The sequence below is a fragment of the Halobacillus litoralis genome, from assembly GCF_020171725.1.
Lineage (GTDB): Bacteria > Bacillota > Bacilli > Bacillales > Halobacillaceae > Halobacillus > Halobacillus litoralis_F.
Map to the genome: position 1 here is coordinate 271615 of NZ_JAIVAJ010000001.1, position 12296 is coordinate 283910.

Genomic DNA, 12296 nt, shown 5'->3' on the forward strand with positions numbered 1-12296 from the left:
AGCGTTCATTCTCTCTTAGCTAGGTCAAATCTTTGCTCCTTATTACTAAGAGTATGCCTGACCGGAACGAAAAAGTACCTGTATCTTCAATCAGTTGATTCGAAACACACAAGGTCGAACCGTAAGGAAGATCCGCCTCATGCAAAGGGTAATAAAACCCTTCCAAAGTAATTCCGGTAACCTCCAATGTGACAGGTAAAAAAGAAACATAAGGATAAGAGCGATTTGTTTTCAGTGTATGCTTGCCAGGCTCAACTAATGACACCCTATTCTGCCGATCGATGATGGTTGCGTTGATTCCTTTCTTTCTCAGTGGAAATAAGGTTTGAATATTGGCAAGGGTATGGTCGGCCCGCCCTCCGGTCACCCCGAATAACAGAATATGTTCCGGGTTCCTCTTTTGTGCCTCTCGAATGGCAAGCTCAAGGTCCGTTTCATCCTTTTCATCCGGGTAATCTTTGAAAATACGTGCACGAGCTTGTATGTTCTTTCTGGATGGCGCCGAGACCGAATCGAAATCCCCGATGGCAAGATCCGGCGTAATGCCTTGATGCAGCAGGACTTCAGCCCCTTGATCGGCCCCGATCCACATCACATGATCATCGTCAAATTCTTTCAGGTCTGGGATGTATCCTTTCGGGCTCCCCCCAACAATCGCAATCGTTTTGGTCATATCTAATCTCTCCTTGAAATCTATGTAAAATGATTTATAAAAAAACCTAAAGGCGTCATACACCTTTAGGCTTCTACATTACAAGGCGTTTCGGATCTCATCCATCGCCTGTTTACGGTCTTCCTTTTTGAAAACGGCGCTGCCTGCTACGAGCACATCCGCTCCTGCGTCTGTACACGTTTTCGCGGTTTCAGCTGTTACGCCTCCGTCGATTTCGATTTCAAAATCGAGTCCCATTTCCTCGCGCCATTCGGCAATCTGGCGGATCTTCGGAACGACGGATGAAAGGAACGATTGTCCACCGAATCCAGGGTTAACCGTCATAAGAAGGACAAGGTCCACTTCCGCAAGAACCGGTTTGATGAACTCAGCAGGCGTCGCAGGATTGATCACGACACCCGGCTTCACGTCGTAGCTTTTGATCAATTGGAGCGTGCGGTGCAGGTGGGTACACGTTTCCTGGTGAACCGTAATGATGTCACTCCCCGCCTTCGCGAAGGCTTCAATGTATTGATCAGGGTTTTCAATCATCAAGTGAACATCGAGCGGCAGATCCGTTACCGGGCGGATCGCTTCCACAATCATCGGTCCAAGTGAAATGTTCGGCACATAGTGGCCGTCCATCACATCGACATGAATGTAATCGGCTCCGCCACGGTCTACGTCTTGTATCTCTTCTCCCAGCTTCGCAAAATCAGATGCGAGAATGGATGGTGCAATTTTTGTCATGTTAGTACCTCGGCTTTCTGTTCTGAATTTCTTCTAAAAAGTGTACGTAATGATCGTATCTCTGTTGTGAGATCGTACCGTCCTCCACGCCTGCCTTGACGGCACATTTCGGCTCTTTGTTGTGCAGGCATCCACGGAACTTGCAGTCGTTCTGCACCTCTACAAATTCAGGGAAGCACTCCGGCAGTTGATCAAGCTCGAGATCCCCGAATTCAAGTGAACTGAAGCCCGGCGTATCGGCTACCAATCCGCCTGATATTTCGTAGAGCTCCACGTGTCTGGTCGTGTGTTTACCACGACCTAGGCTTTCCGAAATATCATCGGTATCGATGGAAAGTCTAGGGTCGATGGAATTCAGAAGGGATGACTTCCCGACACCTGACTGACCGGCAATCACCGTGGTCCGACCTGACAAATGAGACTGAACTTGATCCATCGATGACGGGTCATTGACAGAAGATAAAATGACAGAGTAGCCGATCTTTTCGTACATCGCTTTATAACTCTCCATTTCTTTGACTTCTCCATCTGTCAGCTGGTCCATTTTTGAAATGACAATGAACGGTTCGATGCGTTTCGCTTCAACAAGGACGAGAAAACGGTCCAGAAGAAGCGCGTTGAAGTCCGGCTTGACTGCCGATGTTACGATCAACGCCTGATCTACATTAGCGATCGGCGGACGGACGAATTCGTTCTTTCGATTGTCGATCGATAGAATGTAGCCCTCTTCCTGATTGTCAGCCTTGAACTCCACATTGTCGCCTACAAGCGGTGTGACTTTCTTCTTTCTGAAGTTTCCCCGGCCTCTGCATTGATACACGTCCCCATCGTGAAGGACGTAGTAAAAGCCTGCCAGTGCCTTAATGATCTTGCCTGTTGTCATGGATTGTTCTCACCTGCTTCTTCGTATGAAATCGTTTCGTTTATAATATTTTCGCCTTCTCTCTGGATACGGTACGTAGCTTCAGAGCCTGGCGTAATGGTAAGTGGGATGGTAAATGACGTCTCTTCTGTTATTGTTTCTTCCCGGAACGGTTCTTCGATGTTGTTCTCTGAATCGCCCACGTAAATGATGACGCGCTGCTCTTCCTGTTCCAAGCCTTCATCGAATGGTACCGTTACTTCACGCTCTATACTGCGTGGCTGTGGATCTTCCTCAGGCGGAGGCGTTTCCTCTTCTGGTTCTGGTTCTGGTTCAGGCTCAGGTCCTCTTGATATCGTAAGTTCGACCGTTGTACCTTCACGGACTGCGGTTCCAGGACTCGGGTCTTGCGAAATGACTTCCCCTTCTGGTACGTCAGGAGAGTATTCTTCTGAAATCGCCACTTCAAGTCCTAAGTCTTCAAGCTCAGCCGTCGCCTCTTCTACCGTCATTCTGGAGAGTCTAGGCAGATCGACCGTAGGTGGCCCACTGCTCACTTCAAAAATGACCGGCGTCTCTTCTGGAATGACCTGCTGACCAGCACGAGGAGAAACATGCTCTAGGATGGTGCCTTCCTCCTCTTCGCTCGAACGCTGAATCTGCCTGATGTTCTCAAATCCCTGCTCGGCTAATTCTGTCTCAACAAGAGAAAAATTCTGCCCCGTGTAGTCCTCAAACTCAACGGTTTCTCTTCCGCGGCTATAATAGATCGTCACAGAAGTGTCTTCCTTAACAGTCGACCCTGCAGCAGGATCCGTGCGAATGACGAGACCTTCTGCCACATCCTCAGAAAATATCTCTTCTCCGCTGACATTCAAGTTCAGCTCGGTAAGCTCGGTATAGGCCTCTTCATACTCAAGGCCCGTTACGTCTGCAATTTCGACATCAGCCGGCTGCGTAAGAGCGGGTAGCAGGAACAGTGCCGCCACTCCCGAAATAGCAAGAAATGCCACAATTGATAGAACCCACGGCAGCATCTTGCGCTTCTTTTTGGTCTCTTTCGGTGGTTCCGTTTCCGTTTTGACCGGGTCTTGGACCGGCTGAGTCGGTCTTGTCTGGTTGTGTATGATCGTCTGTTCGCTCGTCTGGTCGTCGTATGCATGGTTCGGAATGACCGGGATCGCTTTCGTCTTCTCTTCATCATCGTCCTCTGGTATGGAAAAAGCCGGTTCATTCATGCGCTCTACATCCAAACACGTTTCTAAATCTTCTTCCATCTCAGAGACAGACGCATATCGGTGAAAAGGGTCTTTGGCTGTAGACTTCAGCACAATGTTTTCAACGCTTTGAGGAAGGTCATTGATCCACCTTCTTAAGGAAGGCGTATCATGCTGAAGATGTTTCAAAGCGATCGAAACCGCTGACTCCCCCGAAAAAGGAAGCCTTCCCGTCAGCAATTCGAAAAATACGATACCGAGTGCATACACATCAGACTTCTTTGTTGCCATCCCTCCGCGTGCCTGCTCAGGTGATAGATAGTGCACGGATCCGAGCACCGAATTCGTCTGAGTCAGAGACGTTCCGCTTAATGCCATCGCAATGCCGAAATCTGTTACTTTCACATGACCATAATGGTCGACCAAAATGTTCTGAGGCTTAATATCGCGGTGGACGATGCCATTCTCATGGGCGTGATGAATCGCAGAGGCCACCTGTTTCATCATATCGATTGTCGTCGTAATGTCGATTGGACTGAACTGCTGAATGTACTGTTTCAGCGTCATTCCGTCTACATACTCCATTACCATATAATATAACTCTTCTTCTTCCCCTACATCATAAATGTCGACGATGTTCGGATGGGAAAGGCTCGTGGCAGACTGGGCTTCCCGGTGGAAACGAGCGATGAATTCTTCATCGTTCCCATGATCAAGCCTCAGTACTTTCACAGCCACGTCCCGTTCGAGGATCGTGTCATGGCCAAGGTACACGTTAGCCATCCCGCCGCCACCGATCATTTCTTTGATTCGGTAGCGATCGTTAAGCAAACGGTTCTGCAGCATTAATCGGCACCCTCTTTCGTCGTGACATCCTGTTGGTAATGCACAACAGCAAGGGTGATATTGTCTTCTCCGCCACGTTCATTCGCGGTTTCGACCATGTCTTCACAGAATGAATGCCAGTCGCCGTCAAACGAAGCAAGAGTCTCAATTTCCTCGTCACTCACTTTGTTTGTCAAGCCGTCGGTGCAAAGAAGCAGACGATTATCCTCTTCGAACGTGATCGTCTGTATATCCGCCTGGATTTCCTGTTCTGTACCAAGCGCTTTTAGAAGAACGTTCTTTCTCGGGTGATGATCCGCCTCTTCCTGACTGATTTGTCCGGACCTTACGAGTTCGTTGACGAGGGAATGATCCTCTGTTAACTGCTTAAATCCGAAAGCGTTCGCGAAATAAATACGACTGTCTCCAATGTGGGCGATGGTCGCGAAAGAATCCGTACAGATCGCGGCCACGATGGTCGTCCCCATACCGAAACATTCCTCATGCTCACTCGCATACGTTCTGATCTCATCATTCACAGACTGGATTGCGTTTCCGAGCCATTCTTCTGCTTGTTCCGGCTTTTGCAGTTCGTCTGCTTCCAGCCATTCTTTATGTAAGGAAGATGTCGCCATTTCACTGGCCACATCCCCGGCTCGGTGTCCGCCCATTCCGTCAGCCACAACGGCAAGAATCTGGCCGGCATCGTTCTTGTAGACACCACCTGCATCTTCGTTATGGTTTCTTACTCTTCCTTGGTCAGTAAGAAAATAGCCAATCATGGACTCACCTCATTTATCCTTTTTTCACAAATCTCACTAAGAAAAATCCATCCGTATCCCACTCCTGCGGGAAGAGCTGCAATCCGAGCTCACTCTTGCCGATCGATTGTTGCAAGGTTTCCGGCAGTTCTTCATGGAACGCGGGATCCACTTCAAATTCCGGATGGGTTTGTAAAAAGTGTTGAACGGCTTCCTCATTTTCATGACGATCCACCGTACATGTACTATACACCATTTTGCCACCTGTTTTCAGCAAGGGAGCAACATGGTCGAGAAGATCGTCCTGGATCGAGCGAAGAGAGAAGATGTCTTCTTCCTTCTTATGATACTTGATATCCGGCTTGCCGCGCAGGACACCTAAACCGGAACAAGGAGCATCCATCAAAATCCGGTCGAACGTTTCAGGTTCGTGAAGATCCTGAAGCTTTCGGGAATCGGCTTGTGATGCTGTAATGGAGGACAGCTGAAGCTGTGCCGCCTTCTTCGTCACCAGTTTCGCCTTCTTCTCATGTAAATCATACGCCGTGACGCGACCGGAATCTTCCAGTTTTTCGGCGATATGCGTCGTTTTGCCTCCAGGTGCGCTGCAGGCGTCGAGTACAGACTGACCTGGCGTCAAATCCATCATTTCGGCAACGAGCATCGAGCTTTGATCCTGAACGGTCACTTTTCCTTCTGTAAACAGTGGATGCTTCAAAATGTGACCTTCTGAAACGATGAGACCCTGAGAAGAAAAGACACTCTCTTCGACTTTGAACCCATCTTCGCTTAGAACATCCATCGCTTCCTCTCTTGAAATTCGAAGAGGCTGGACGCGGATCGCCATCGGCAGGTGATGGTTGTTCGCCTCGCACATGTCACGGGTGGTGTCGATGCCATATTGGTCGACCCATCGTTTCACAAGCCATAGAGGATGACTCGTTTCAATGGCGATTCGTTCGACCGGGTCTTTGATTTCGTCTGTTCCACGAAGCCCTTTCCGCTGGACGTTACGCAGTACGCCGTTGACGAATGACGAAATGCCTTTGTGACCCCACTTCTTCGAAATCTCAACCGCCTCATGCAGGACTGCATGATCCGGCACGCGCTCCAAATAATTCATCTGATAAACCGACATATACAAAAGCCAGCGTATCCAAGGCTTGATCTTTTTCTGTTTCGCGATGAACGGCTGAATTTGATAATCAATCAAATCACGGCGTTGAAGTGTTCCGTAAACGATTTCCGTAAGCAAACCACCGTCTTGACGCGAAAGCTGCTGTTTGTTGATTTCCTGATCGAGAAGAACATGGCTGAATCCCCCCTGCTCACCGATTCGGGTAAGCAGCGTGAGAGCCGTCTCGCGTAATACGTATTTAGCCATTCGGGTTTTCCCCCAATAGGTCGCCTTCAGAAAGCGACTGACCTGCTCCGTTGACGAAAGACTGTCCATCCATGCGCTTCTTGCCTGACGGCTGCAATTCGGTCACTTTCACCGCTTTGCCGTCACCGGTCTGCACCAGGAATCCGTCTTCCTGTATGTCGACAACCGTTCCGGGTTCTTTAGTAAACGAACCGTTGACTTTCTCTACCCACCAAAGCTTCATCGGCTTCCCTTTCCAGTAGGTGAACGCAACCGGCCAAGGGCGCAGGCCGCGGACGTGGTTGTACACCGTCTGCTGATCATTCGTCCAGTCGACGAGCTCCAGTTCACGCTTGATATTCGGCGCGAAGGTCGCTTGACTATGATCCTGTTCCTCCGCTGTGATGTCTCCGCTCAAGAGCTTAGGGACCGTTTCGGCAAGAAGATCCGCTCCGGCAACCGACAATTTATCGTGAAGGGTTCCGACGTGATCTTCATCCGCTATCGGCACGACGACTTTTGAAAGCATGTCACCCGCATCCAATGCCTTCACCATATACATAATCGTCACGCCGGTTTCTTTTTTCCCTTGCAAAATGGAATAGTGAATCGGGGCTCCTCCGCGAAATTCAGGAAGCAAGGAGGCGTGAACGTTGATACAGCCATATTTCGGTGCTTCCAAGAGTGGTTCAGGAAGAATCTGTCCGAAAGCTGCTGTCACAATCAAGTCGGGCTCATATTTAAGTACTTCCTCGTATTCTTCCTTAATTTTCTCAGGTTGAAAAACGGGGATGCCGTGCTTTTCAGCGGCCACTTTGACAGGTGGCGGCGTCATCACCTTTTTTCTTCCTTTGGGACGGTCTGGTTGTGTAACGACTAGAACGACTTCGTAAGAATCGTCCATCAATCGTTCTAGTACTGGGACAGCAAAATCTGGTGTCCCCATAAACGCAATTCGTGTCATGAGCTGGTGCTCCCTTCCTACATTAACTGATACGGTTGAAAATCTACGATGATTTGTAGTCCGTTGTCTTGTTTCATTTCATCTTCATAATAGTGTAAAATGCGTTCCACTAATTTCCGCTGCTCGGGTTCCTTCTTGTATTTTATCATGCATTGATAGCGATATCTATTATTGATCCTCGTCAAAGCGGACGGTGTCGGACCGAGGACAATCGACTGATCGGACAGCTTCTGGCGCATGAACTGAACGATTTTCGTCGTAACCTCCTGAACCTTCAGCTGGTTCGGGTGGGAAACGGTGATCAACGTGAGGAAATAATAAGGTGGATAGTTAAAGGCTTTTCTGATCCTCATCTCTTCCTGGAAAAATTGATCGAAATCGTACGTGCTTGCAAGGTCGACACTGTAGTGATCCGGCGTGTACGTCTGCACGACAACCTCTCCCGGCTTTTTATGACGACCCGCGCGCCCGCTGACCTGGGTTAGCAGTTGGAACGTTTTTTCAGACGCACGGAAGTCCGGCAGATTCAATAGAGAATCAGCCGCAAGAACCCCGACAAGGGTAACATTTCCGAAGTCGAGACCTTTCGCAATCATCTGCGTCCCGAGTAGAATATCCGCCTCTTTGTCTCCAAATTTCTTCAGAAGACGTTCATGCGCTCCTTTTCTCCGGGTCGTATCGACGTCCATTCTGATGATTCTCGCTTCCGGAATGAGCTGTTCAAGTGCCTCTTCGACCTTCTGTGTACCGGTTCCGAAAAATCGGATGGTCTTCGACTCACATTCGGGGCATTCCGTCGGCATCGGCTCTTCGTGAGAGCAATAGTGGCATTTCAATCGATTCTGTCGTTTGTGATACGTAAGGGCGATGTCACAGTGCGGACATTCCGCAACGTGGCCGCAGTCCCGGCACATGACAAACGTGGAATAACCACGGCGGTTCAGGAAAAGAACGACCTGTTCCCCCTTCGCAAGGCGGTCCTCGATCTTTTCTTTCAACATGCGTGAAAACATCGAACGGTTGCCTTCATGAAGCTCATCGCGCATGTCGACGATGTCAACATCCGGCATGTTCGCATCATTCATCCGTTTAGTCAGCGTAAGTAGTTGATAATTCCCCTTTGCGGCACGAGCGTATGTTTCTAAAGCAGGTGTCGCACTGCCGAGAACAACCGGGCATTGATGGCGCTTCGCTCGTTCAATCGCCACGTCCCTCGCATGGTAGCGTGTCCTGTCCTCCTGCTTATAGCTCGTCTCATGCTCTTCATCAATGATGATCAGCCCGAGTTTCGAGAAGGGGGCGAAAATCGCCGAACGGGCTCCGACGACGACTTGGACTTCCTTACGCTGGATCTTCCTCCATTCGTCATACTTCTCGCCCGCTGAGAGGGCGCTGTGTAAGACCGCGACTTTGGAGCCGAACCGCCCTTTGAAGCGGTCGACCATTTGAGGTGTCAGCGCAATTTCAGGGACGAGCATGATCGCTTCTTCCCCGCGGTCGATGACCTGCTGGATGGACTGGAGATAGACTTCCGTCTTACCGCTACCTGTTACACCATGCAGCAGGAACGTATCATGTTCTCTATTTTCGATCGTAGTCAGAATCGGCGCAATCGCCTCAGCCTGCTCCTCGGTCAGTTCAAATGGCTTCGTCCGTACAAATTCACGGTCTTGGTAAGGGTCACGGAAGACTTCCTGATCGAATTCACGGAGCACGCCTTCCTGAAGGAGCGGCTTCAAAGAAGCTTGAGTCGTCGATAACGTTTGAAGCAGTTGTTTTTTCAAAATCGGTTCACGATGTTCCGTGAAAAATTCAACAATCGCCCGCTGCTTCTTCGCCTGATTCGATAAATCTTCCAGAAACGCATCCATTTCTATCTCGTCGAGCTTCGGCTCCACCATGCGCATCACTTTCTTCGTTTCGCGGCTCTTCACTTCATAGTGCACATCGACCTCTCCGTCATCGACATGTTTACGAAGCGTAGGGTAGCTGACACCGGACTGTTCGAATTCTTCATATTCGATGACGGCTCTGCCATCAAAAACACGGTCTAAGTCTGAGTCCAGAGGCTCTTCCGATAACTTCCACAGCTCTTTGCGATACTTCGCTTTCATCACTTGTGGGAGCATTACTTGAAGACAGGAGACATAATAGCTGAGCGTATTCTGCGAAAGCCATTTCCCGAGGTGCAGCAGCTCCTCTGTTAAGACTGGAGTCACATCGAGAACCTCGGACAAATTCTTCACTTTGTCAAAATCGCTGTGATCCGTGAGAGCGACCACGTAACCCATGATCTTACGAGGACCGAACGGAACGATCACCCGGACACCTGGCTGGACAACCCCCTCGAATTTTTCAGGGATTTTGTAGTCGAACGGTCGGTTCGTATTTTTGGACGGGACATCCACGATGACTCTGGCAAATCTCACACGTCGTCACCTGACATTTCCTCCGCCGCCCGCTTCAAAATGCGTTCCGCCAGTTCGTCCTTTGACATGAGCGGGAAGGTTTCAGATTTCCCGGATTTCGTGATCCATAGAGAAACATTAGTATCGTGCCCGAATCCAGCTCCCTCTGCCGACACATCGTTGACGACGACTGCATTCAAGTTCTTCTTCTCAAGCTTCTGACGGCCGTATTCTTCCATATCCTGCGTTTCCGCTGCAAAGCCTACTAAGTATTGATGTTCTTTTCTTGCACCGAGTTCCGCTAAAATGTCTTTCGTCCGTTCCATTTCAACGGCATAGTCACCAGGTGATTTTTTCATCTTGTGATCATACGTCACCTTAGGGCGGTAATCGGCGACCGCTGCCGACTTGATGACGAGATCGTGATCATGAAAATGGCGCAGCATCTCTTCGTACATCTCTTCTGCTGTCGTCACGTCGACGCGCTTCACGCCTTGAGGGGTGTCGAGATGGACAGGACCGGAAACGAGGGTTACATCCGCTCCGAGAGCCTTCGCCTGACGTGCGAGGGCATACCCCATTTTGCCTGTGGAAGGATTTGTGAAATACCTTACCGGATCAATTTTTTCCTGCGTCGGACCCGCACTGATCAGCACTTTCTTTCCGCTTAAGAGCTGGCTCTTCCTCATCTCATTCTCCAGCACTTCGACGATGGTCAAAGGCTCTTCCAGACGGCCTTTTCCTACATAACCGCATGCTAAGTAACCTTCTCCTGGTTCGATAAAACGGAAGCCCCACTCATCAAGCTGATGCATATTCTTCAAAACAGCCGGATGACTGTACATATGAACGTTCATAGCGGGCGCAATGTAGACCGGTGCTTCTGTCGCGAGAAGCGTCGTTGTCAGCATGTCATCGGCCAGTCCGTTTGCGAGCTTTCCGATTAAATTAGCCGTTGCAGGAGCGAGCAGAACGAGATCCGCCCAGTCTGCGACGTCAATGTGTTGAATTTGTGAAGGGTCCTGTTCGTCAAACGTATCCGTATAAACCGGTTGACGGGAAAGAGCCTGAAACGTTGTCGGTGCCACAAACTTCTTCGCACTCGGTGTCATGATCACTTTCACTTCAGCGCCGGCCTGTACCAGTTTGCTTGTCAGAGCAGCGGCTTTGTAGGCAGCAATTCCACCTGATACGCCAAGGACAATTTTTTTACCAGTCAGCATCCTAGTCTTCCTCCTTCATGAATCATAGCGAAAAAAGCCGCGCTGTTACAAAGTTGTAAGCGCGGCTTTCTAGCATGTGAATTAAGTTGTTTCTGTACGAGTGTGTACTTCGTCGCCTTCTACGTAAGAAAGCTTTCCGTCACGAATCTCTTCAAGCGCAACTCCGACTTGCTGGAACGATTGCGGATTGTCGATCATCGGTGCGCTCCCCTGTTTCAGTTCACGGGCACGGCGCGCGGAAAGGGTTACGAGCGTGTACTTCGATTTGATTTGTTTTTGTAGTGAGTCAATGGACGGTTCAAGCATCATTTGACATTCTCCTCCAATGCTTTTTTGTATTGGTGAGCGACACGTTCACGCTTGCAGTGTTCGCTCGATACGATGGATTGGACTTTGGTCACGGCGTTGTCGATTTCGTCGTTGACGACGACATAATCATACGCATCCATCATATCAATTTCTTCTTTCGCCGCATGAAGACGGTTCTTCACTTTCTCTTCTGTCTCCGTTCCACGGCTGACGATGCGGTCTTTCAGTTCCTCGAGGGATGGTGGAATCAAGAAGATGAAGACACCCTGAGGGAAGTTTTCGCGGACTTTCATGGCCCCTTGCACTTCAATTTCAAGGAAGACGTCTTTGCCTTGTTCAAGCGTCTCCTCTACGTATTGTCTTGGTGTCCCATAATAGTTGCCGACGTATTCGGCATGCTCAATGAGCTGCCCTTGTTCGATCAACGATTCGAAGTCTTCTCTTGACTTAAAGAAGTAATCGACACCGTCCACCTCTCCCTCGCGTGGATCGCGGGTCGTCATAGAGATGGAATAACGCAAATCGGTCGACTGCTCAAACAACGACTTACGTACGGTTCCTTTTCCGACTCCTGATGGGCCGGAAAGAATAAATAGAATGCCTTTCTGATCTATCACAGCTGCAGTCCTCCTAGCTTTCGTCTGAAATCTCGTCGTTACTTAGTACGCGCTGTCCGACTGTCTCCGGTTGAACGGCAGACAAGACGACATGGTCACTGTCAGTGATGATGACAGCTCGTGTACGACGCCCGTATGTAGCATCTACCAATTTATTATTGTCACGGGCAACGGTAATAATACGTTTAATGGGAGCGGATTCGGGTGAGACGATGGAGATAATTCGATTTGCCGATACCACGTTACCAAATCCGATATTAATTAAGCGCAAACTCAAAGCAGACTCCTCCTTATCAATAAACAAGCCACAATTTCACTACCTCTATTATATGAAAAAATAAGGGC

General features: G+C 49.4%; 12 protein-coding genes. All 12 read right to left on the bottom strand.

Annotated elements, in window-relative coordinates; all coding sequences use genetic code 11:
• Nucleotides 1-19: 19 nt before the first annotated feature.
• A complete protein-coding gene (locus LCM20_RS01430) occupies nucleotides 20-673 on the bottom strand; it encodes a thiamine diphosphokinase (protein WP_225193642.1) in 654 nt (217 codons plus the stop codon).
• A gap of 78 nt (nucleotides 674-751) precedes the next feature.
• Complete coding sequence (gene rpe, locus LCM20_RS01435; protein ID WP_225193643.1) at nucleotides 752-1402, bottom strand: ribulose-phosphate 3-epimerase; 651 nt, start codon at nucleotides 1400-1402, stop codon at nucleotides 752-754.
• A gap of 1 nt (nucleotide 1403) precedes the next feature.
• Nucleotides 1404-2285: a ribosome small subunit-dependent GTPase A gene (gene rsgA / locus LCM20_RS01440; protein ID WP_225193644.1), complete on the bottom strand. Its 882-nt coding sequence runs from the start codon at nucleotides 2283-2285 to the stop codon at nucleotides 1404-1406.
• The gene (pknB, locus tag LCM20_RS01445) at nucleotides 2282-4327 is read right to left on the bottom strand and encodes a Stk1 family PASTA domain-containing Ser/Thr kinase (protein WP_225193645.1); all 2046 of its coding nucleotides are present in this window, start codon (nucleotides 4325-4327) and stop codon (nucleotides 2282-2284) included. Before pknB ends, rsgA begins: the two co-directional genes overlap by 4 nt.
• Entirely contained in the window at nucleotides 4327-5088 is a 762-nt protein-coding gene (locus LCM20_RS01450; protein ID WP_225193646.1) for a Stp1/IreP family PP2C-type Ser/Thr phosphatase, read from the bottom strand. The genes pknB and LCM20_RS01450 overlap by 1 nt, the downstream gene beginning before the upstream one ends.
• A 13-nt stretch (nucleotides 5089-5101) precedes the next feature.
• On the bottom strand, nucleotides 5102-6451 hold the full coding sequence (gene rsmB / locus LCM20_RS01455; protein ID WP_225193647.1) for a 16S rRNA (cytosine(967)-C(5))-methyltransferase RsmB: 1350 nt from the start codon (nucleotides 6449-6451) through the stop codon (nucleotides 5102-5104).
• Entirely contained in the window at nucleotides 6444-7394 is a 951-nt protein-coding gene (gene fmt, locus LCM20_RS01460) for a methionyl-tRNA formyltransferase (RefSeq protein WP_225193648.1), read from the bottom strand. The genes rsmB and fmt overlap by 8 nt, the downstream gene beginning before the upstream one ends.
• A 17-nt stretch (nucleotides 7395-7411) precedes the next feature.
• Nucleotides 7412-9823 (bottom strand): primosomal protein N', encoded by a 2412-nt coding sequence (gene priA, locus LCM20_RS01465; RefSeq protein ID WP_225193649.1) that lies wholly within the window; start codon nucleotides 9821-9823, stop codon nucleotides 7412-7414.
• Nucleotides 9820-11025 carry a bifunctional phosphopantothenoylcysteine decarboxylase/phosphopantothenate--cysteine ligase CoaBC gene (gene coaBC / locus LCM20_RS01470; protein ID WP_225193650.1) on the bottom strand — a complete coding sequence of 402 codons (1206 nt, stop codon included), beginning with the start codon at nucleotides 11023-11025 and terminating at the stop codon, nucleotides 9820-9822. The genes priA and coaBC overlap by 4 nt, the downstream gene beginning before the upstream one ends.
• An 81-nt stretch (nucleotides 11026-11106) precedes the next feature.
• Nucleotides 11107-11334: a DNA-directed RNA polymerase subunit omega gene (gene rpoZ / locus LCM20_RS01475; protein WP_225193651.1), complete on the bottom strand. Its 228-nt coding sequence runs from the start codon at nucleotides 11332-11334 to the stop codon at nucleotides 11107-11109.
• Nucleotides 11331-11951, bottom strand: coding sequence for a guanylate kinase (gmk, locus tag LCM20_RS01480; protein WP_225193652.1), 621 nt, complete (start codon nucleotides 11949-11951; stop codon nucleotides 11331-11333). The genes rpoZ and gmk overlap by 4 nt, the downstream gene beginning before the upstream one ends.
• Nucleotides 11952-11964: 13 nt before the next feature.
• Nucleotides 11965-12228: an extracellular matrix/biofilm regulator RemA gene (gene remA, locus LCM20_RS01485; protein ID WP_079480280.1), complete on the bottom strand. Its 264-nt coding sequence runs from the start codon at nucleotides 12226-12228 to the stop codon at nucleotides 11965-11967.
• Nucleotides 12229-12296 lie beyond the last annotated feature (68 nt).

What these genes read in the sequence shown, in the direction of transcription:
- pknB (WP_225193645.1), bottom strand. Translation starts at nt 4,327, where the DNA reads ATGCTGCAGAACCGTTTGCTTAACGATCGCTACCGAATCAAAGAAATG.
- fmt (WP_225193648.1), bottom strand. Translation starts at nt 7,394, where the DNA reads ATGACACGAATTGCGTTTATGGGGACACCAGATTTTGCTGTCCCAGTA.
- rpe (WP_225193643.1), bottom strand. Translation starts at nt 1,402, where the DNA reads ATGACAAAAATTGCACCATCCATTCTCGCATCTGATTTTGCGAAGCTG.
- LCM20_RS01430 (WP_225193642.1), bottom strand. Translation starts at nt 673, where the DNA reads ATGACCAAAACGATTGCGATTGTTGGGGGGAGCCCGAAAGGATACATC.
- coaBC (WP_225193650.1), bottom strand. Translation starts at nt 11,025, where the DNA reads ATGCTGACTGGTAAAAAAATTGTCCTTGGCGTATCAGGTGGAATTGCT.
- rsgA (WP_225193644.1), bottom strand. Translation starts at nt 2,285, where the DNA reads ATGACAACAGGCAAGATCATTAAGGCACTGGCAGGCTTTTACTACGTC.
- rsmB (WP_225193647.1), bottom strand. Translation starts at nt 6,451, where the DNA reads ATGGCTAAATACGTATTACGCGAGACGGCTCTCACGCTGCTTACCCGA.
- LCM20_RS01450 (WP_225193646.1), bottom strand. Translation starts at nt 5,088, where the DNA reads ATGATTGGCTATTTTCTTACTGACCAAGGAAGAGTAAGAAACCATAAC.
- rpoZ (WP_225193651.1), bottom strand. Translation starts at nt 11,334, where the DNA reads ATGATGCTTGAACCGTCCATTGACTCACTACAAAAACAAATCAAATCG.